This is a genomic window from Cyclobacterium lianum (genome assembly GCF_900143075.1).
Taxonomy (GTDB): Bacteria; Bacteroidota; Bacteroidia; order Cytophagales; family Cyclobacteriaceae; genus Cyclobacterium; species Cyclobacterium lianum.
Window position 1 is genome coordinate 317,036 of record NZ_FRCY01000005.1, and the last position, 22,308, is coordinate 339,343.

17 protein-coding genes are annotated in these 22,308 nt (G+C 45.3%); 13 read left to right on the forward strand and 4 right to left on the reverse strand.

Features of this window, described 5'->3' with window-relative positions:
• Nucleotides 1-49 precede the first annotated feature (49 nt).
• From BUB19_RS10550 to BUB19_RS10565, 5 genes are all read left to right on the forward strand, one after another.
• Complete coding sequence (locus BUB19_RS10550; protein ID WP_073094652.1) at nt 50-1,048, forward strand: 3-oxoacyl-ACP synthase III family protein; 999 nt, start codon at nt 50-52, stop codon at nt 1,046-1,048.
• Nucleotides 1,049-1,060: 12 nt separating this feature from the next.
• A complete protein-coding gene (locus BUB19_RS10555) occupies nt 1,061-1,687 on the forward strand; it encodes a hypothetical protein (protein WP_143156001.1) in 627 nt (208 codons plus the stop codon).
• 110 nt (nt 1,688-1,797) lie between these two features.
• Entirely contained in the window at nt 1,798-3,381 is a 1,584-nt protein-coding gene (locus BUB19_RS10560; protein ID WP_073094500.1) for a toxin-antitoxin system YwqK family antitoxin, read from the forward strand.
• A gap of 43 nt (nt 3,382-3,424) precedes the next feature.
• A complete protein-coding gene (locus BUB19_RS23960) occupies nt 3,425-3,595 on the forward strand; it encodes a Lacal_2735 family protein (protein WP_143156002.1) in 171 nt (56 codons plus the stop codon).
• A gap of 202 nt (nt 3,596-3,797) precedes the next feature.
• Nucleotides 3,798-5,180 (forward strand): DUF6600 domain-containing protein, encoded by a 1,383-nt coding sequence (locus tag BUB19_RS10565; RefSeq protein WP_073094653.1) that lies wholly within the window; start codon nt 3,798-3,800, stop codon nt 5,178-5,180.
• Nucleotides 5,181-5,242: 62 nt separating this feature from the next.
• Here the strand turns inward: BUB19_RS10565 and BUB19_RS10570 are convergent, their stop codons facing one another.
• Nucleotides 5,243-6,169, reverse strand: a complete 927-nt coding sequence (locus tag BUB19_RS10570; RefSeq protein ID WP_073094654.1) for a sugar phosphate isomerase/epimerase family protein — start codon at nt 6,167-6,169, stop codon at nt 5,243-5,245.
• Between the two features lie 149 nt (nt 6,170-6,318).
• Entirely contained in the window at nt 6,319-8,028 is a 1,710-nt protein-coding gene (locus BUB19_RS10575) for an Ig-like domain-containing protein (RefSeq protein WP_073094501.1), read from the reverse strand.
• A gap of 222 nt (nt 8,029-8,250) precedes the next feature.
• Here BUB19_RS10575 and BUB19_RS10580 point away from each other — a divergent pair, with 222 nt between their 5' ends.
• Nucleotides 8,251-9,753 (forward strand): hypothetical protein, encoded by a 1,503-nt coding sequence (locus tag BUB19_RS10580; RefSeq protein ID WP_073094502.1) that lies wholly within the window; start codon nt 8,251-8,253, stop codon nt 9,751-9,753.
• Here the strand turns inward: BUB19_RS10580 and porU2 are convergent.
• Together porU2 and BUB19_RS10590 are read right to left on the reverse strand one after the other, a co-directional pair.
• Nucleotides 9,745-14,772 (reverse strand): putative type IX secretion system sortase PorU2, encoded by a 5,028-nt coding sequence (gene porU2 / locus BUB19_RS10585; protein ID WP_073094503.1) that lies wholly within the window; start codon nt 14,770-14,772, stop codon nt 9,745-9,747. The two genes, BUB19_RS10580 and porU2, sit on opposite strands and share 9 nt — an antisense overlap.
• Before the next feature lie 7 nt (nt 14,773-14,779).
• Complete coding sequence (locus tag BUB19_RS10590) at nt 14,780-15,895, reverse strand: putative type IX sorting system protein PorV2 (RefSeq protein ID WP_073094655.1); 1,116 nt, start codon at nt 15,893-15,895, stop codon at nt 14,780-14,782.
• 393 nt (nt 15,896-16,288) lie between these two features.
• On the opposite strand from BUB19_RS10590, the gene BUB19_RS10595 reads away from it, so the two are divergent.
• From BUB19_RS10595 to BUB19_RS10625, 7 genes are all read left to right on the forward strand, one after another.
• The gene (locus BUB19_RS10595) at nt 16,289-16,627 is read left to right on the forward strand and encodes a PadR family transcriptional regulator (RefSeq protein ID WP_073094656.1); all 339 of its coding nucleotides are present in this window, start codon (nt 16,289-16,291) and stop codon (nt 16,625-16,627) included.
• A 51-nt stretch (nt 16,628-16,678) separates the two neighbouring features.
• Nucleotides 16,679-18,577: a PspC domain-containing protein gene (locus BUB19_RS10600; protein WP_073094504.1), complete on the forward strand. Its 1,899-nt coding sequence runs from the start codon at nt 16,679-16,681 to the stop codon at nt 18,575-18,577.
• A gap of 58 nt (nt 18,578-18,635) precedes the next feature.
• Entirely contained in the window at nt 18,636-20,036 is a 1,401-nt protein-coding gene (locus BUB19_RS10605; protein WP_073094505.1) for an MBL fold metallo-hydrolase RNA specificity domain-containing protein, read from the forward strand.
• Between the two features lie 67 nt (nt 20,037-20,103).
• Nucleotides 20,104-20,643 (forward strand): peptidase associated/transthyretin-like domain-containing protein, encoded by a 540-nt coding sequence (locus tag BUB19_RS10610; RefSeq protein ID WP_084097177.1) that lies wholly within the window; start codon nt 20,104-20,106, stop codon nt 20,641-20,643.
• A 1-nt stretch (nt 20,644) separates the two neighbouring features.
• Nucleotides 20,645-20,872: a hypothetical protein gene (locus BUB19_RS10615; RefSeq protein WP_073094506.1), complete on the forward strand. Its 228-nt coding sequence runs from the start codon at nt 20,645-20,647 to the stop codon at nt 20,870-20,872.
• A gap of 97 nt (nt 20,873-20,969) precedes the next feature.
• Nucleotides 20,970-21,539 (forward strand): RNA polymerase sigma factor, encoded by a 570-nt coding sequence (locus BUB19_RS10620; protein ID WP_073094507.1) that lies wholly within the window; start codon nt 20,970-20,972, stop codon nt 21,537-21,539.
• On the forward strand, nt 21,529-22,293 hold the full coding sequence (locus BUB19_RS10625; RefSeq protein WP_073094508.1) for a hypothetical protein: 765 nt from the start codon (nt 21,529-21,531) through the stop codon (nt 22,291-22,293). Before BUB19_RS10620 ends, BUB19_RS10625 begins: the two co-directional genes overlap by 11 nt.
• Nucleotides 22,294-22,308: the final 15 nt, after the last annotated feature.

Below are 22,308 nucleotides of genomic sequence, written 5' to 3' on the forward strand. Positions count from 1 at the left end.
TTCAATTAAAAATGATCTACTTGCCAACCAAAAAGCGGCCTTCCAAAACATGAAAAACTCCATCATCGCCGGAGCCGGTCATTATCTACCGGAACGTATCGTCAGCAACCATGAGCTATCTACCATGATGAATACCAATGATGCCTGGATCGTGGAGCGGACAGGTATCAGAGAAAGAAGGTGGTTTACCCCCGGTAAGGATACCGTCACCAGCATGGCAAAAGCTGCCTCGGAAATAGCGATCCACAATGCAGGCATCCAGACAAGGGAAATCGATTTTATCATTTTTGCCACCATCACCCCGGATTACTTTATCCCTGGTAACGGAGTACTGCTTCAAAGAGAACTCGGTCTACAGGGTATTGGGGCACTCGATGTCAGGAATGCCTGCTCGGGTTTTGTGTATGCAGTATCCATTGCTGACCAATATATCAAATCCGGTATGTACCGCAATATCCTTGTGGTAGGCGCAGAGATACAATCCTCTGCGCTCGACAAGAGTGACGCCGGAAGGTCCAGTGCTGTGATCTTTGCTGACGGGGCCGGAGCCGTGGTACTCCAGGCCAGTTCAGATACACAGAGAGGCATCCTCTCTACTCATCTGCATGCAGATGGTGACCATGCAGAAGAGCTCTATGTAAGGGATCCCGGCAGCAGCAGAGAGGTCAGGGTTTCTCAGGAACTGATTGACAGCGGATCGTTCAATCTGCAAATGAATGGAAATGCTGTGTTCAAACATGCGGTCGTCAGATTTTACGAGGTGGTACAGGAAGCCCTGAAAGCCAATCATTACACTGCTCAGGACCTGGACTTGCTTATCCCCCATCAGGCAAACCTCAGAATCAGTCAGTACCTGCAGGAAAAGATGGGGTTGGAAAACAGGCAGATTTTTAACAATATCATGAGCTATGGTAATACCACAGCAGCCACGATTCCCATTGCGATAAGCGAGGCACTTGCTTTGGGAAAAATAAAGCCAAACGACCTGGTATGCCTGGCTGCCTTCGGCAGTGGTTTTGCCTGGGCGTCTGCCCTTGTACGCTGGTAAATGATGACGACTATGTTTGATTATGAAGAGTTGCTCGCCATCACTACAGACAGACTGCTTTTTGAGAAAATCAGCGCAGCTAAGAAAGTGTATACCGATATATTTTCGCAAACCGCCAATCAACTCTCCAGAGATTTTCTAAACCAAGCTCACCCGAACAACAAAGGCGTCAAAATCAGTAAAGGAAATGAATTGCAACACTGTCCCTACCAGGTTTTGGATGTACTGCGAGATTTTGACCCGTCTGCAGGCTGTAATATACGCGTTCTGAACTGGTGGGGACGAGGAATGTTCATGTTTGTTTTTTTTGGAAAAAACCATACTTGCCTGCGTGATGCACATGCTTTGTTAGAATGGGCCGGAAAAAACCGGTATCAGATATGTTTGTCGGACTTATGGGGATACAGTGAAATCATCGATCAAAAAAAGACCCTACCCAGCAAACTCTTTAGTGAGGAAAAATTAAGGGAGCACCTCAGAAGCTATTCCCACCTACAGTTAATGAAGTCTCTGCCTTTGCTTTCGGCCAATGAAATGGCAGGGCATATCAAGATCGAAATCGAAAGTACCCTTTCTATAATGAATAACCTACCTCCTCTGAATAACATTACAGGCCACAAAAAACGGAGCAGTCGGTAAAAATGATTAAACTTTTTCCAAACTAAATATAATTTTTTAACTATATAATGTAAATTGGAACCCGTAACAGACACATTCCGTATCACTTTGTAAATTGATCTGAAACACGCATGAAATATATATTTTCCTGGATTTTAACGGTCTTTTCAATTTCGCTATTACATGCCCAGGGGCAGGTAGTAAACATCTACAACAAGGACTCCACGCTCATGGGCAACGGTGTAATGGTCAATGGAAAGATGGATGGCCTTTGGAAATTCATCAATACCAATACCAATGCGTTGATCCAACAGGGGACTTTTGATGAAGGTGTAAAAGATGGCCAATGGATCATTTATTTCGCCAATAAGCAGCAACATATCGTTGCAGAATACAAGGACAATAAACTAAATGGCGCCTTTCGGGAGTTCGATCTGGGTGGTGCACTGGTAAAGGAGGCCATTTACCAGGATAGCATCCTTATAGGTCCTTACAAAGAATATTATGGCAATCAGGATCAAGCCGGGTACATCAATCCCAAGCAGGTAAAAACCGAAGGCAACTACGCCGATGGTAAAAGAACCGGAGAATGGGTTTTCTATTTTGAAAACGGAGAGGAGGCCGTAGAGGTAAATTTTGACGAGGGATTGAGAGATGGCTCCTACCGGGAGTATACCCCTTATGGTGAATTGATCATTGAGGCCAATTATAAAAACAACCAGACCCATGGAGATTTCAAACGGTTTTCCCCGTCAGGAAGAATACAGGAAGAAGGCAGTTTTGCTGAAGGGAAGAGAGTGGGCAAGTGGACAAGCTATTTTCCGGACACCAGAATCGTAGAATCCGAAAAAACCTATGACCAGGACGGAAACAAAACAGGGACCTGGACTTTTTATTATGAAAACAAGCGGATTGCCAGGGTAGAGCGGTACAAAAATGACATCCCGGTAGGTGATTGGGAGGAGTACTTCCCAGATAAGTCATTGGCCAAAAGGGTCAGCTATGATCTTGGAGTTCCGGTCGGTGATTACGTCGAAAACCACAGCAACGGCAGACCGTCCGTGAGAGGTCAATATGAAAATGGCTTCAGGACCGGAGTCTGGAAAAACTATTATCCCGAGGGCAAATTGTACGCTATTGGCGCCTATAAAAATGACCTGAAATCCGGGCTTTGGAAGTATTTCAATAAAATAGGAATTTTGGTAGCAGAAGGCAGCTATCAATTGGGTAATGAAACAGGTCAGTGGTTTTATTACTATGATGGCGGCCAACTTAAATCCGTAGGAAGCTACCAGCTGGGTCAGGAAGACGGGATGTGGGGCCTGTTTTACGACAACAAACAACTCACTCAGGAGGAAACCTGGGACTTCGGCAGGTTAATGAATGTAAGCGAATACTACAGTTACGATGGTTCCGGCACGCTGGATCCCGGTACACTAACGGATGGTAACGGCACCCGGATCACCTATTATATCAATGGCCAAAAAGAATCGGAAGGCAACTATCAATCGGGAAAACCAGAGGGAACCTGGAAATATTATCACGACAACGGAAGGCTGGCTTCTGAAGGCCGGATGGAAGACGGTAAAAAAGAAGGACCCTGGAAATACTATTCCAGGTCGGGTAACCTGGAAGACATGATCAATTTTAAAAATGATGAAGTGGTCCCCGAGCAAATGCCTGAAGAAAGTGATCTTTTCCAGAATTTTGATTGATCTCAAACAGTATGTGGCTTCCGAAGGTTAATAAATAAAAACGATGTTCGGATTATTCAAGAAGAAGTCAGAAATTGAAAGATTACAGGAGCAATATGGCAAACTGATGCAAAAAGCACATCAAGCTTCCCACCGGGATAGAACGCTTTCAGACCAATTGATGACTCAGGCCGAGGAAATAGCTACAAAAATTGACAAGCTGAAAAAGAAATAGGCGTTGCACCAATAATTGCTTTTCTTAGCAAGAATAACGAATGATTATTTGGGAATTAAGTCGTATCTATTGACAATATTTCTTTTTTAAGCGACATATGCAACATGGTACGTTTATTGACGTATCAACTGGTAACAACCAATTATTATGTGCCATGAAAAATCCCCTAAGTAATCGGTCCCAGGTGTTCAAATACACCGGTATGTTTGTTTTAAGTTTCTTTTTACTGTACTCTGCCAGTACAAATTCGGCAAAAGCGGCGCCATTTGCCGTTTCTTTCCAGGTATTTTACGATGAGTTAAGCCCCTACGGAGATTGGGTTGAAGACCCGCACTATGGGTTTATCTGGATACCCTTTGCAGAACAGGGTTTTCAGCCCTACCGGACAAATGGACATTGGGTGATGTCAACCTATGGCAATACATGGGTATCGAACTATGACTGGGGCTGGGCGCCATTCCACTATGGACGATGGTTTTTCAGTGACATGTACGGATGGGCGTGGATTCCGGGATACGAATGGGGTCCTGCCTGGGTAAACTGGCGGACCGGAAGAGGATACTACGGTTGGTTTCCGCTAGGACCAAGGGTGCAGTTCTATGCCTCGGTAAGGTTTCCGGTTTATGCCCATTGGGTCTTCGTACCCAGAAGAAGGCTACTCAGCCGAAATGTCTACAGGTATTACCTCCCTGGTAGAAATGTAAATGTAATCTACAACCAAACCACGATCATCAATAACACGCGGGTATATAATAACCAAACCTATATAACAGGACCCAGCCGGTCTGAATTGCGGCGGGTAACCCGCAGAGATGTACCCGTATACCAGGTAAGCGAAGGAAGAAGACCTGGCAGAGCCACTATCGACAGAAATAGGCTGAGCCTTTATAAGCCCGAAATAAGAAGCAATGATCAGTCAAGGGCTGAACAGTTGAGGCCAAGGCGGATTACGTCTTCCCGGGATTACAATGCAAATCGGGCAAAAACGCGCAATAGAGCATCGCTGCCCGAAACCAGCGCCCGCAGTTCGGTAAGACGGGAAGCCCTGCATGAAAGGGACACTTCCCCCAGCCGTTCCGCCCGCAGAGAAAACAATATCGGCCCGGAAAACAGCATTTCACAGCCCGCTTATACCAGGCAAAGAAACTATGATCCTGAAATGGCCAGACCTCACGCGTCTACCAGGCAAAGATCATACGCCCCTTCCAATACCAGAAGACAGGTGACACCTGGGGTAAATTCCTCAACCAACCGAAGCCAATCCGGGGTAACTCCTGAACGCAGGAACATAAATACCCAAAGGATGCAACGAGGTCAAAGGAGTTCAGCCCCAAATTCTCAGCAATTAAAATCCGGCAATGTCCGCCAGGAAATAAGAAAAAATGCGCCGTCCAGCTCAGTTAACAGATCCCTAAATTCAGCACGGAAGAGCCAACAAATACGAAGCACTACCAGAAAAAGTAATCCTTCAGTAAACAACCGCAGCCGTAGTAATACCAGGGTAGCTCCTGCTCCATCCAGCAGAGCAACAAGGGCTAACGCGCCTGCCAGAAGGTCTACTTCGGGCTCCAGAAGAGGAAATTAAGGAATGCATATTCAAACGCCGGGGTCACCATCCGGCGTTTTTTTCATTGCAAAACATTCAACTCAGGCCAAAGCTGAGTCCACCGCTGATTTCATTTTTTCAAGTCCCGTTTTCGCAACTTCCAAGGGATCCTGTTCCCAGTAACCCGGATTAAATAATTCCAGTGAGAGGATCTTATCACCACCCATAGCTTTGAGGTCCCTGATAATTTGTCCAAGTGGAGCAACCCCATCTCCTGGATAAATCCGGTCTTTATCTTGTTGCTGCTCTCTGGGTATGTCTCCCGGAAAGTCATTCATGTGAAAAATTTCAATGGCCTTTCCACTGATCAACTTCAGACCTTCAAAACCCGACCCTCCCCGGAACAAGTGATAAACATCAGGAAGCAAACGTGTATCGGGATCATCGGCCACTGCCGCTACCATCAACACCTGACCCAAGTGATGAAAAGGCGCAAATGCTCCCCAAAACTCCAGTTGCGGCATCACACCAGTCTCTCTTCCCAGCGCCAGTAAGGCCTTATAACGTTTTCCCGCTAGCATCAGATCTACCGGAGCCTTTGCTCCTACACCGGGTGCAGCCACCCTGTGGCAACCTATAGCTGCCAGTATTTCCATCTCCTCTTTCATTTGCATAAACCCGGCCTGGCTTTCCTGCTCGTCAGCTACCATCCAGGGAGCGAAACCAATGGCATTTTCCACCCTGAGTCCATGATCTGCAACCATTGTTTTCAGGTCAGCGGCCTCATTGCCTTCGGCAAGGTACTTTTTAACATCTTCAATCCAAACCTCAATCCCATCATATCCGGCTTTGGCAGCTATTTCTATATATTTTTTCAATCCCGGCCTTTGCCCCCTGATGGTACTGGTGTTTAAACAATAGCTGAATCGACCTGCCGCTTTGGACTGGGCAAAGGTAGCGGAGGGACCTATTGCTGCTATAGAACCTAAACCAATAGCTTTCAATAAACTTCTTCTGTTTTTTTTCATGCGGATAATATTGTTTACTGATCTTCCATTCTTTTCGAACCTGCTCCCAAACCCAAACAAAGCCTGATGAACTCCAATCGATAAAAATACAAAATAATCCCATACTATTAGAAGCTGGACTATCAGAAGCTGGCAGCGCATGCCAGTAATTATCTTTTTTGAAATTTAAGCTTCCTCCCACCACAGGTCAGTACATAAATACCAGGATCCAGGCGGCCGACCTCCAGGTCGACAAAAAAAGTATTTGCTTCAATTCTGTTTATCAAATGTGTTTTGTCTTCACCCCTCACGTCAAACACTTTGATTGCAAACCCCTGATCTGGCAGCCCTTCCACACGCAATACCATATCTGCAGGGTTTGGAAACACCCTAAACCTGCTACCTGCCTTTGTGTTGAAATCCAGGCCGAGTACTTCGGAGAACGCTTCACGCTGATCCAAATCGATTTGCTTTAACCTGACAAAAACCCTGCCTTCGCCGAGCAGGGGGAAAAAATGAGCATAATCTATTGCATTATTGGAAAAACCAGAGGCCGCAATACGGTCCAGCAATTGCCATGATCTTCCATCTGTAGAAACCTGAACTTCAAAATAAGCTGTATTTTTTTCAAATGCGGTAGTCCAGTAGAGAGATACGCCCCGATCAGCCATCACTGTGCCGGTAAACTTCAACCACTTTAGGGGCAGAGTAACCTGATTTACTTCGATGGTAACAATGGCTTCATCGCATTGCATGCCTCCCTCACCACAGATTTGATAGGTAAATTGATCTGTACCAAAAAATTCGGGATCAGGCAAGTAGGATATTTGGCCGGTCACCGAATCGATGGTAAGGGTACCATTTGCGGGTGGAGATAAAATACTCAACTCGGATGGGTCCAATATATCTGCGGGCAGGTCATTGGTCAGTACATCCAATACCACAGGCTCTTCCTGGTTGGTAGTTCCCTGGTCGTTATTCGCAGCAACAATGTCAAACACGCCTACTTTGTAAGCGGCAAAAGCAATATCACTGCTTCCATTAAGCCGATACCTCAAACTCCTCACCTCTTCATAATTGCCCAAATTGATACCAAAGGCCTCAAGGTCTGCTACCCACAAACGCAGATCTCTGGGGCTTTTTACAAATGCCGCATCATTACCGTCCAATTCATAAAAATCGGCCGACCATTGCCCAAGGATATTGACAGTTGTATGGTTGATGGTCAGTGAATTTCCCACCAGGTTACCATCGCTGTCAGTAAGAAATATTTCGTCAAGTGTAGAGCTTGGATCTGCAAATTGGGTCACAAGGACATCAGGAATCCCGTCTCCAATTTGAGTAGGGTCAATGATCCCCGAAAAATCAAAAATGACGTTCCCGGCGGCGATATTCGCTACCCCGGTACCATAGTCCAGACCCTGAAGTCCATCGGTAAGAAAAGTGGACAGGTTTGGAGGCACCGGAAATGGAGGAGGGTCCGAGATACCGTTGTCTACCCCATCATATAGCTGGCCCAGTCCAATATAAGTACCGGAAGATTTTTCGTATATATTCCTGACCGGAAAAGCCTGATAGACCTGCGGAGAAAAGGACACTCCTTCCAGACTCAACCTGCCATCATTGACTCCGGTCGAGTAGACTACGCCCTGCCAGGTAAACCCTAGCAGATGGTGGGAATCATTCGGAAGGACCGGACTAATATTGCCAATACCAGAGGTCCAATATCCCCCATGATCGGTATATATCGCGGTGGCTCCCCCGTATGTCTGGGCCTCCAGGGCCGACGTTGAGAACAAATGGAGTACAAGCAGGCAGTAAAAGCCTATGCGAAGAAAAAAATTTTCTGATTTTGCCGGTGACCTGACCAAATAATCCATTATACAACTCCCTTGCTCCCACCAATTTATCACATACAAAGAATTGATCTTCCTATAATTAAATATGAAGGTTATATTATAATATTAATATCCTTGTTTGTTTTAAAACATAAATATAAGACAAAAACTTGTTATATTTATAAAATAATGTTTTAAATTGCAAAACGTTAAATAATAATTTTTATACCTTTATTGATTAAGAAACTCTGAGCATCACCAGCAATGCAAAAAATCACCCCTGTCCATCTACCTGGAATTTTTAGAAAAAAAGGAGCCTTTTTTTTTATCATTTCCGGCGGATTTGCCATGCTGTTTATTGTCAGCATAGTCAGTACATGGATATTTGGCCCCTATCTTTCTCCAGATACCACTGGATTTTTTAAAATCACGATAGGATATTATGAGCCGCTGGCATCACTATCTCCATTTTATCCCTTCTTGCTCGCTAACCTGCCGCTGTCTCTTATTCCAATATTCGACAGGGTTTTGGTCCTAAACCTGCTTACGGCATTGCTAGCTATATATTTTGTATACACCATAGCCAGTCATGCCGAAAAAAATAAATGGATGGTCTTCTCTTTGTTTGGTATAAGCCTGTTTTCGTGGTGGTCATTCAGGGTATTGGGTAGTGCTCATGCAGATAGTATTTTCTATCTGCAGGTATTGGTTTGGCTACATCTTTTTGTTTGGTCTGAGAAGAATGAAAAGTATTATTTTCCTTCGATGGCTGTTTTGTCCGCAATCATGGTGTGGACAAAAGTAAATAGCCTCTTTTTGATACCCCTGCTATTTATCTGGCTTATTATCGACCGCGACTGGCGCTGGTCTATAGTTATCGTTAGCCTGATTGTGTCCTGGACACTATATTCCTTGGTATTGCCCGAAAATATTCTAGCATTTCACTTTTCAGCAAAAGAAAATACCAGTACAGGCCCTCTATCTTACCTGATCCTTTTATATGAAAACCTGGCTGGCTGGATGCAGGTAACAGCAGGACTGGTGTTTTCCGATACCCTTGGCCAATCAATTCCGAGACCAGTAGCTTTTATTCTGGGGCTGGCCTGGGCGGCTTTTCTACTGGCATACCTTGTTTTAAATAAACATAAAAGGAGGAATAAGACCTACCTTCTTTTGCTCTTTGGCGCCACTTACACTTTTTGCTTTCTGGCCTTCCAACAGTATTCCGGTTACAGAGAAGTAAATTACAGAACACTTTTTCCCTATCTTCTGGTAATTTCCTGGTCTCTCTGGATTACCCTTATCCGATTGAACAATAAGAAGTTAATTATCGTCCTGATGGTTTTGATCGTAGGGCACACCTGCACGGGACATGTCTTATTGTGGATGAGAGATGATGTATACTCCCTCCACATTGCCAAGAAAACACATCACAGCGAACTCAAGCATACCATTGAGGAAGTACTGACAAACTCCCATAGGGAAATCCGTACAGATGCACCACAGAAATTGATGCTTTCCTTTCCGGACTTACGAGTGCTGCCAGTGCTACCAACATCGGTGTTTATTGAAGGAAAAAACTATGCCCTGAGCAACGAAGAAAGCTTGCTGGCGCGAGACCAGGCCTTAAACGCCCTGCTTGAGGACAGGGCAGTAATCGTACTGTTTGCGCCGGATGAATATTGGCAAAGGATTTCCGAAAGGGCCGATGTGGCGGCCATTTTGACAGGCGAAGGCACCATTTTATACCTGGACACGCTACCTTAACAGGTACATTTTGCCATATCCCTTTTTAAATGCCTTGTCTCCCGCACTGCTGCGCAATTCCATAAATTGTCCATTTTTCCTGACCAGTACCCGGTAGATGTACACGCCATTGGCAAGCTGGTCGCCATACTCATCCTTACCGTCCCAGGCATAAGCAGAAATATTATTGCCAATGCTCACCGGACCAAGTTCATCCTGAAAAATCTCCTTTACCACCTTACCACTGATGGTCATGATCTGGATTTTAATTTCATCAGGGATTTCAGACCCGGTAAGCGTATAAACAAAGCGAACGCTATTGCTGAACGGGTTTGGGTAAGGATAGAAATGGGTAATCTGGCTTTCATTGATTACCTCAAAGCTCACTTCATAGGGCTCGGAGCCAGCCACATTTCCAGAGGCATCAGTGGCATTGATCCGCAGGGTATAGGTCCCGTCTGGAAGCGGTCCTGGCTTGTATTCCAGTTTAAAGTCAGATCTCTCGGTGGCTTCAAACCATTTTACTTCGGGACTGCTGAAATTTATCTTCTCAAAATCACAACCCTCGCAAGGTTTCCGTAGCATCAACTCCATCCCAAGGGTGTCCTTTTTAAGCGCTATTCTATTCTCATCCCTGACGAGCGCTGAAATGAGTACTGTAGGCGATACGATATCGCCATTCATGATATTCCTTCCGTCAAAATTTACTTCAAGGATCGGATTGAGATCATCGCCCCTCACCTTGAAAAACCCCGGAAGATCCAAAACATTATTCCGGTAGCGTTGCTCGGTCAATAACCTCGGATTGACGAAAACATTCAGAGAATTATTGCCTGGCCGTCCCCGGGAATCAAAATCTAATGTAAATGTACCTATCTCTCCAGCTTTTACTGCGGGTATCTTTTTACTTGCCCGGTCAATCCTTCTCTGATCTGCGTTTTGAAACGTATAGGAAATGGTAATGGAATCCTGAAAATCATGATCGGATATGTTCACAAATTCAAATTCAAGTGCATCGGTTTCCCCTTCCTGAAGCAGGGATTCTTTTCGCTTTTCCTTCAAGACCAATACCCCTTCCGGAACCCCCGTGTAATCCACCTGCCATTTTGCCAGTTGGGGCATGGCCTCTGAAGGCAAGTCCTGCAGCGCATACCTCAACCGCAGATAAGGGTAAATTTGTGCATCAAACCGGGAAAGGTCGGCAATATTATCATCAAGATCCCTTAAGAGGGACACCTCCCCCCCTTCCGGAGTCACTCCTATGATTTCCATATTGCTGTGTTTGCTGTCAAAAAGATCCTTCCTTCTGACTTCGTTGAAGAAGCTGAACCATTCCCTTGCCGGACCGATTCTGGGAGAAAGGATTTTTCCAGAGGGAAAATATCCGGTGATATCTGTTTCGAAAGAGATGATTTGAGATTCCCTTGGCAAGGCCCCATTGGTATCTGGAACGACTTCTATCGCTTCTCCAGGTCTCATGCCCTTCCTGCCAAATAGGATATAGGGGTCTCCGGTCTGGAGGTTTCTGAGCGTAGCCTCATTGGCACCCAGCTCCTTCATTTTGAGATAGGCTTCATCCGGCCAGTCCGAAAAGGTAACGTTTCCCACAGAAAATATCACTACGTAATCATCCTTCTTCATTCCATCCACAAAATCCAGCAGCATGGTACCATTCGGGCCGGTGATATTGACATTGCGTATACTCTGAATCACCTGTGGCACCCTTCCGCAGGAGCGGGAATCCAGCACATCAATGGTAACCAGAGGTACCGGCAAATACGGTTCCAGCGTTTGGTGATCAAAAGCCATCAATCCTAGTGAGCCGTTGGGACAAAAGCGATTAAAGGTATCCAGTATGTAAGAAACGCCGTTTAGCATGATTTGGGTATTTTCTACTTCATACCCTTCTGTATCTGCTCCAAACGTAAAAATATCTATATTTAATGCGGTCTCTTGAAATTGCCACTCCCCTTCCGACAGATGGATTTTAATATTGTCCAATTGATTTGACAGAAACTGAGGAAAATGCCGCTGTGTCCATCCTTCCGGCCCATTGCGGATATAAGAGAAGCTGCTGGTATTCCAGGACGCATCCTCTCCCTCTTTGGGAGATAAAAATCTGGTTCGCCAATAGAAGGTTAGTGAGTCGCTGGCCGGGATGTTGTCAAAAAGCTCCACTTCCCATGTGGCCAGGTTATCTGTGGTCACCCGCACCTCTTTCCGTCTGGAACTGGAAAAATCAGCTGCGGTATCCAACTGGATTACCAGATTTCGCGGCTCGTCCAAAAACCCGGGGATCTGGGCTATGAGGGATACCTCCGGTTCTTTAACGATGCCAAACTCCAACGGAAAAAGATTCAAAGTACCGCTCAAAGGAACAAAAAAGGATGCAGACACCGAATTATTTGAAAAAGTCATTTCGTCTATGCTCCGGTCAGCATTGATCGCAATGCTGAATACATTGTCTCCGAAGGAGCTGATACCCGAATTCGGAATGGCAATGACAAGCGTATCCTGTCTGAAAACCGGAGCCAGTAGTCCTGTTTCTACTTCCAGGATACTGCCGTCAGGCAACTGTCTCTTGATATCCAGGCTCACAGAATCCAAATCAACTCGGCCCAGATTCCTGATCAGTAGGGACAATTCCAGAGAGTCGGATAGCGAATTCAATGCCTGTCCACCGATCCCTTGTAACTGAACATCTTCCTGAAAAACAGCATAGTCCGCCCTGTTGGCGGGGAACATTCGCGAAGCCGGATCACCCAACAGAATGATCTGATTGGCATGGCTTTGGTTTACCTCAGAGCTGCCATATCGGGAATATAGCTGCTTTTCTGCCTCAATTTTTACCTTTCCCAGACTCTGGTATATCAATGAGGAATCTGCAAAGGCTTTGGCATAAAAAGATTCACTGTACCGGCGCAAGTACACATCAATCCCAATATCGGCATGAGCCAGAAAGTTTGACGCTCCCCGATCTGGAGTCACAATCCAGTCCTCGCCAAAAGTATAAGCATCTCCATAGGCATTGCCCGCATCACATCCGTTCAACAACAATACAGGATATTTGCCCTTATTGCGGTACCCCATTTCATTGACACTGGCAAACCCGATATCAATATCTGTAGTCGACGGGGCTGCATGCCCAAAAAAAGTGACCAGCCCCAGGCCGTTATTGATTTCATCAGATATGTTGATCAGTTCGGTAGTTGCGTTTGATCTTTTCCTGACGGTTTCGACATTTGCTCCGAGAAAAACATCCTCTGCTACTGCTTTAAATCCATTTAGAAAGTTAAAGAAGCGTTCCAACTCAAACGCAGACCTGCCTCCACTTAGATGGACGATATTTTTCTGCCAGGGCTCCGATACACCGAGAGCATCCTTTTCTTTGATCTTATCCAGATATGCCCCCACATCATCCGGAGTTCTGGCTGGTATACGCCCAATGGCTATTTGTTGTTCCAACGGGTTTGCCGGATCCAGGCCGACTACAAACCGATTGTCTGAATAGGGGTACCCGAATGCCGGCACCAGTTCCTGAAAGTCAAAAAGGGAAGGCCTATTCCTGTAAAAATAGGTAACCCCACCCTGCCTTCTGGTATTGATCATGCCATAGGCCCTGCCAATCAGGAGCAGGTATTCTGGCTGAAAACGGCTGTTGTACTCACGTAGAAAATTCCGAATTCCCAGAGGTGTCTTTTCACCGAAAGAAAACTGGTCATAAATTTCCTGAACGTTTACTGTCAGCGTATCAAATGCTCCTCCGGCGGGGGTTGCTCTGTAGGCAGCGTATGCGCCTACCGGATCGCCGTAATTGCTCGCCGGTCTTCTGAGCAGACTATGGGAAATGATAAGGAAATCGGCATTTTGAGCGAGCAAATTCCGAAACCGGATCTGCTCCATCACATTTACTTCCTTCACTTGACTCAGCTGCTGTACCAGGATGGAACCAGGCCTACCGGCTGAGCCGGTCGGTATCTGTAGCAGGTCTTCTTCTTTGCTTAATACCTGTTTTACAGGATTATTCCTGTCTGATATATCGTAAGCCACATACTCGCTGTTCACTCCCGGAATACCAAGCACTTTTCCTGCTTCTTCGAATGTGAAAATTTCCATTTCGAAATCTCCTGCAATGCCTGCCGAACTGTAAACCAGCCTGGCAAAATTGATAGAAATATTGTCTACTGCATTGTTTACTCCCAACGAAGTGACACTGACGAATAAATTACCATCGGAAGAAAAATCGGTTTCGCGTAGGTTTTCCAGAACCAGCTTATTCTGAAAACCCTCAAAGGCGTACTGCCCCAAGTCCCGGAGTGCGGCAGCAGAGGGGCCGACTTTCACTGCACTGAGGTGAGGGGTATCGGATCGACCCAGGATACTGATCTCGAGTGTGGGTAGCTTTTGTCCAGTAACATTTCCCAGTTCCGAGAAATTCAGACTACGGCTGGCTCCTTTGGTAACGATAGCGGATGTCCAGCCCTGTCCTTCATCGTACTTAGATAACCTTACTCCGGGGAAATATACCTTGCCCAGCGAATATTGTTCTGCAAAATGCATCAGGGCAGTTTTCTGATATCCGGAAATTGGGGCTGCATCACTGCTGATGCGGCTCAGGGGGATTCTCCTCCCCCGTTCTCCCCGGGAAATGGTCAGAAAATAAGCCGTGGTGTCGCTATGTGTGTTATAAAAAGGATTGGGCAACATTTCCGACCGGTCATACAGCGCAGTATCCAAGGTGCCGTCGTTGCGTTTGCCAATAAATTCCAGATAATCTCCCTGGTCGAAAACACCGTCTTCTTCACCACTGATAAATACTGCAATTTCTTCCCCCCTATGGTATACCTGAATTTCCCTGGGATCTACAAGCTCGGGCGAGATGCCGGATGCCGAAAGGGTCGTATAACTAAGCCGAAAAACACCATCCGAGGCAGTGGGAATTTTGTAATATTCCTGATCGTATTTTGGCCAATTGCCCGACTGAGCAAAAGCCATTGAAGATAAACCCAAAAAAACCAAAACGAATAATCCTCTATACATTACCAGATCAATTGTTTTCCCAACCCTTGTAAATCCTGAAATCGTCGTCTAAGGGATTCAATGAAACTTTAATACTAAAAACGTGAGAGTAAGGTGTTTCTGAAATACTTCCGATATCCGTAAGTGCGTAATCGATCAATACTTTTTCACTGGCTTTAAACCCAAGGCCAAATCCCGGCTGAATACTCGAATATTTACTTCCATCGAAATTATTGAGCCGCTGGTAATTGCCGGCACCCAACCGCAGGTACGCCGACTTCCTGTAATCGAGTTCGATCCCGATCTTAGGGTCAATATTAAAAATCTCGCTGCCATACAGGCTATTGCGTTGTCCGTCAAAGGTAAAGTCCAGATCTAAAGCAGCAAGCATGTTGATCTCAGTGGTGATTTCGAATTGCCTGGCTACGCCCAGTGTGGCCCTGGGAAGCGTCAGTTCGATGCTATTTACCGGAATTTCATTTTGAGTCTGGGAGTAAATCTCCCGCACCAGGGCGGCATTGTGAGACCATGCGTTGAAAGTAGTGGTCACGTCTCTTGCCATCAATCCAATTCTCCAATCCTGCAAGAGGTAAATGGCTCCAAAATCGAGACCAAAGCCCCAGGCTTTTGCAAACTTCCCCACATTTCTGTGGATAATTTTGGTATTGATCCCCATTTTAAAATTGTCGCTGACATCTCTGGCATAGCTGAGCAAAAGGGCATAATCGGCCGCATTGAAAAATTGAATATTGTTATAATTCAGCGCTCCGTTGGCATCGTACAAAAAACGGGTGTCCGGTATATCATCCACGCCGAAGCGAATCACAGATAATGCTATCTGATTGTCCTCCTGAATATTGGTGGTATAGGCGGCGTAGTCAAACTTGGCTATCCCGGCAAAATACTCCGCATGCATGAGCGCAAACTCATGTTTGTGGCCCACCCCTATCAGTCCTGCAGGATTCCAGTAAGCGGAAGTGACATCTCTCACCGCAGCCACCTGCGCACCGGCCATGCCCAGACCTCTGGCTCCTATCCCGATATGCATGAACTCATTGGAATATTTGGGGGCGATTCCCTGTCCTTTGACGGATCCAAACAACAAAATCCCCAGCAACACACAAAAATTGGCCCTGACAATCATAAGCTTAAATAATAATGCTGGTGCAAAGTAAAAAGAAAAATGCAATGGAAATATGCTGCTATTAAAAAATTTGCCACCCAATTTTGATGTACTGTTCACAAACGTACATATAACTGTTCGCCAGCAGCGTTCTTTTTCACAATTGCTGAAAATATCGCTACCTGCGTTACACATGGGAATAAAAATTTATGTTTGTTACTCGCTATTAATTTGTACTTCAATACATTTATAATGCATTTAAATGCATTTTTTCGCCCAACACACAGCTAAGTCAAATATAGAATTCGGTTATACAAGGTACCTTTTTAAAAATTGGTATTGTTTTTCTTGTACAAGAATAAAAATCAGAAAAGAAAACCGGCTTTAGTCGCGAAATTTATCAATACAGAGAAAATGAAAGCTTCAAACACCCAAACCCAAATGCGGAAAGGTATATTAGAGTTCTGCATTCTACACATCATAGCCAGGGGTGAGGTATACGCCACAGATATGATCGACGAGCTGAAAAATGCCCAGCTGATCATCGTCGAAGGCACCTTATACCCGCTACTTAACAGATTAAAAACTTCAGGACTTGCCAGCTACAAATGGGTAGAGTCGGAAACCGGACCTCCACGGAAATACTATTCTATCACACCAGAAGGAAATGAATTTCTAAAACAACTGGATAAAACCTGGTCTGATCTGGACAACTCCGTGAATCAAATACTTAACCATCAAAAAAAACCATAGCAGCACACAGGTTATTAAACTTAATTTTCTTAACCTTAGCCATAGAAGATCATGAAAAAGACAATTAGCATAAACATAAGCGGCATATTATTCCACATTGAGGAAGACGGATATACTGCACTCAAGCATTACCTGGATGCCATTAACCAGCATTTTTCCACCTATGAAGACAACCAGGAAATCATCACGGATATAGAAAACCGGATTGCTGAAATTTTTCTTAGTAATCTGAAGAACAACAAACAGGTCATTACGGCGGAGAATGTAAGCAACCTGATTGACAAGATGGGCACCATAGCTGATTTCAAAGCGGTGGAACAGGAGTTGCAGGAAGAAAACAGTGCTGAGGGCGAGCAAAATGATTTTTACAAATACATTACCCCCCCACACCAGCAGTCCGGAAAGGGCTACAAAAAATTAACCCGACTTACCCATTCAAAAATTTTGGGCGGAGTATGCGCCGGTTTTGCCAATTACCTGTCTATTGACCCACTATGGACCCGACTCATCGCCATATTGTTGATATTCAGCGGGGGGCTTAATTTCAACACCTTCCCCAATCCCTTTTTCCCTGATGGTTTGCATCTGGGAATGGCCATTGGCTGGTGGACAGTGGCAGCATACATCCTGCTTTGGATCATTCTGCCGGTTTCTGACGAAAAACCAGAGGACAAAAACATCAAAAAACTTTACAGAAACCCGGATGATAGGGTAATGGGAGGGGTTGGTAGTGGCCTGGCCGCATACTTCAACATTGATGTCATCTGGATGAGACTTGCATTTGTAGGTCTGGTGTTTGCCGGAGGTTCCGGATTTGTGCTGTACCTTATCCTATGGATCATCACCCCGATGGCCAAATCCATCACCGAACGAATCGAAATGAAGGGAGGCGCCATTACCCTCAGCAATATAGAAAACACCATACAGCAGAACCTCTCAACGGAAAAGACCCAACAAGAATCCGGAACGAAATCAATCGTGCTTGCTCCATTTCGCTTTGCAGGCAGGGTCATCAATGGAATAGGCAAAGCCCTTGGGCCTTTTGGGAGATTTTTACTGGCCGTGGTGCGTGTGATTTTCGGTCTGCTCATATTTTTCCTTGGCATGATTCTACTCATTGTTCCACTGGCATTTCTCGGGTTGTACTCAGAATTGCTGAGTCAAAGTGGCTGGAATCACGTCCTGGATGGGTTTCCCATTGAATCGCTGGCCGAGTTGTTTCCTATATGGTTGGCTATAGCTGCCGCCGTCATCGTATTGATTCCCAGCATTGCTCTGGTGATCCTAGGCTTGAGTGTACTGATCAAAAGAAACCTGATAGATGGCCGGTTCGGGTTTGTAATGTTCGGAATCTGGATATTGAGCATCCTGATATGTTCATTTCAGGCACCGAAAATCATCAGTCAATTTAAGTCTGAGGCCGTTCATCCGGTAAATCAGGAGATGCCACTACCCGACGGCACTTTGGTAATCAAGGCAGAAGACGATATTCTGGAAAATCAGGATTGGGGTTTGGTCCGTCTTCAGATAAGAAGCCATGACAAAGACAGTATTTATCTGGAACAGCGGTTTTCTTCCCGGGGAGCAAACCGTGAGGATGCTATAGCCAATGCATCATCAGTAAATTACACCATTCAGATGGTGGACAGCACCATGCTATTCAGCAAGGTACTTACCTTCCCAAATGAGGCCAGGTTTCGGATGCAACAACTGAATCAGACACTCTATCTGCCGATGAACACGCCTTTTGTGTTGGACCGGACATTGCTGCCGATTCTGAAAAACACCCTGTCTCATCATGGATACAAATCCCGGGATTTAGGAAGTACACACCATTGGGTATACAATGAAGATGGACTATTGTGCCTGAACTGTATCAATGACCACCGACAATCTCCGACGGACAGTCTGTCAAGAAGTAGGTTTCAGGACGCGTATTTTATGCAATAATCAGTGTCTGAAAGCTGATTTTTCCTAACTTTCAAAAATAAAAAGAAGGGGAAATTAGATGGATGTAAAAATCAAGTTTTTAGGTGGAGCCGGGACAGTGACCGGCTCCAGGTTTTTGCTGGATGTAGCTGGATTAAAGATACTCATTGATTGCGGTTTGTTTCAGGGCCTCAAAGACTACAGACTTCGAAATTGGGATAGCTTTCCTACTCCACCTGATCAGGTGGACATGGTACTGCTGACCCACGCCCACATTGATCATTCAGGCTATCTCCCCAAACTTGTCAGGGAAGGTTTTAAAGGCCAGATTTTTTGTACGGAGCCTACTATGGAACTGGTAAAGATCCTGCTTTTGGATGCTGGCAAACTGCAGGAAGAAGAAGCTAAATTTGCGGCCAGAAAGGGATATTCCAGGCATGAAAAACCTTTACCACTGTTTACCGAAAAAGATGCTGAAAGGGTCTTTCCGCTATTGCAGCCGATCAATTTTGAAACAGAAGTAAAGCTCAGTGAAAACATCAGCCTGACCGCCTATAACGCAGGCCATATTCTGGGCGCGTCGATCTTAAAATTAAAAATCAAAGGCGATTACCAGGAAAAGAGACTTATTTTCTCCGGAGACCTGGGACGTTTTCGGGATCCTATATTGAACCCTCCTGCCGAAATCCCTTTTGGAGATATAGTTTTTCTGGAATCCACTTATGGAGACAGGACCAACGAATCCGAACACCTGGACAGGAAGCTGGCTGATCTGATCCGCACTACCTATCAGAATGGAGGGGTATCCCTGATACCCTCGTTTGCAGTAGGGAGAACGCAAATGATTCTTTACTACCTGCATCGCCTTCAGGAGAAAGGATTGATTCCGCAGATCCCCATCTATGTAGACAGCCCCATGGCCATAGATGTGACAGGCCTGTACAAAAAATTTCCGGATTACCACCACCTCGGCCCTTCACTGGAAGATCGGGCTTCAAACCCATTCGCTCACAAAAACCTGCACTATTACCGGGATCAGGAGGCATCCATGAGCCTGAACCACATAAGGGGTGACGCCATCATCATCTCTGCAAGTGGAATGGCTACCGGCGGACGAATCCTACACCATCTTTATCACCGCCTTCCAAACGAAAATGACAGCGTAATATTCGTAGGCTACCAGCCGGAAGGTACCCGGGGCAGGAAAATCCTCGACGGCGATAAAATGTGCCGGATTTATGGAATTGATGTACCTGTAAAAGCAAACATTCATTTTGTCGACGGTCTTTCGGCACATGCTGATCAGACCGAACTGATCCAATGGTGCGAAAATTTTATCTCAAAACCGAAAATTGCCTTTATGGTACATGGGGAAAAAGAAGCCAGCGAAAAACTGGCCGGAATATTGAGAGAAAAAATGGGATGGAACTGCATTTGCCCCTATTATCTGGAATCATTTGAATTGTTTACAGGAATTTAATGGATGAATGCCTGTGCCTTTTTACGAATAGTTCGATGGTTTAACTATAATATTCGAAATATTTTTTATGAAAACTTTTGGTAAAATAATCCTCTTCGGACTCCTGGCTTCGGCTTGTCTGTATTCATGTAAGTCTGCGAAAAATCGAGCTGGTACATCCGGTGAGAACAAAGAAAACAATCAATCGGACAATACCGACAGCTATGCTAAGGGGAAAACAGAAGGTGTCGAGGGCAGAGTAACCTGGATAGCCGGAAATCAAATGCCGCAACTTGCTGAAAGCAATGCTCAGGCTGCCAAAAATGAGCGCGGAATTCCGGTCCAAAGGACTATTAGAATTCACCAGCTTACTCATATCAACCAGGCAAGTCTTGGAGATTATCTTTTTGGAGATATTGAAACTCCATTGGTTGCAGAAATTGAAACTGACGAAAAAGGCTATTTCAAGACTGAGCTTCCACCGGGCAGGTATTCCGTTTTCACGGTAGAAGAAACCGGATATTTCGCAAACGTATTTGATCTGGACAGCTATATCAACCCCTTGACGGTGGAAAAAGGGAAATGGACGAACATGCGCATTAAGGTCGATTACAAGGCAGCTTACTAGTATGAATCCAATGCTTGGTAAATTCGCAGCACTCTCCGGACGAAATAACAATAACAGGGTGGGTAAACCCTTGGAGAATGCTCAAAAATTAACAGGTTTTTCTTCATTGTTGCTGGAAATGGCAACAATGAAGAAAAGTCCGACTAAGCCATCTTTCGATCTTACACTTTTTGAATTAAACGAACTCAGCCAGGTAACTGTAATGGGTTGTTTTTCAGACCTTTCTTGATTTTTCTCTCAAGTTGAAAAAATTTTTTAACTAATTTCAACCTGGCATGCAACCTTCCCGGGAGCAAATGCATCTACTCAATTGAAAGCCATTTATAATGCCAGCCGAGAACAGATTTACGGAAGAAAAAGACTTAATCAATGCCTGCCTTAAGGGGGAAAGAATGGCCCAAAGGGAGTTGTACGGTCAATATTCCGGCAAATTTCTACCCATCTGCATCCGGTATGTAAAAAATCGAGATCTGGCCCAGGATGTATTGGTGGAGGGTTTTATGAAAATTTTCGAAAGCCTGCCTCAATTTAAGAATGCAGGTAGCTTTGAAGGTTGGATGAAACGGATCATGGTAAATCAGGCCTTACTTACGTTACGAAACAATAAAAATTTACGCATGGAAGTAGAATTGGAAATGCACAATGACTGCAGGGATTTCCATACGCAACAATGGGATTTTGGCGCAGAAGAACTGCTTCAAATCATTTCAGCCCTCCCTGTCGGGTACAGAACGGTTTTTAACCTGTATGCCATCGAGGGTTATTCACACCGGGAAATTTCGCAAATGCTGGATATCTCCGAAAGTACATCCAAGTCGCAATTGAGCCGGGCCAGGATGATTCTGCAGCAAAAACTGAAACCCAATTTACAAAACGAGGAAAAGAATGAAGGATAGGAACAATAATATGGAGAAGAAAATCCGGCAGACACTCTCGAAGCACGAGATCGGTCCGGATGATTGGGTATGGGAAAAAATTTCCGAGAAACTGGAAAAGAAAAATAAGCCGGTTTTGATGTTATGGAAACGCTGGGCTGCGGTGGCTGTGCTGGTATTGGGTTTTAGTTGGTTCTTGTTACAATTGGATATGTCTGAGGTAACGGAACCCGTCTCGCAGGATCTCAGGGAAAGCGTTCTTAATGATGAGCATTCAAGCTCCGTACCCGAGCCCCATCAGATTCCCGATTCCGCGCCTTTGCCCATTGACCCTGAAGCGGAGGAGCTGCAGGAAAAAACGCAAGCTCCCCCTGCCGATGTCCAGCCAACCATCGGAAAAGGAGCTGGCGACCGACCTGCCTCCAGCGGACCGGGGCAGGCAAAGACAAGTCAGAGAGAACAGGAAATGGCCCTTCAGCCCCCCACGGACCTATTGGCTGAGCGAGTGGAGTTAATCCCTATCCCGGACATTGACTTGTCGCTGGAACTGAAACCGGACAAATCTGAAACAGCGCCTACAGCAACTGACGAACCGTACACCGTCAGAGTAGTATCCAGGGGCTATGCAATACAACCCGACAAAGCGAAAATGGTGGATGGGCTGGAAGATAAAATCGAAGGTTTCTTCAGCAAATTAGACCAGGGCTTCGGCGACTTGCAGGATGCAAAAAACAATCTTTTTGCCTCACTGAATACCAAAAGAGAAAAAAAATAACAATTTTCAAACACT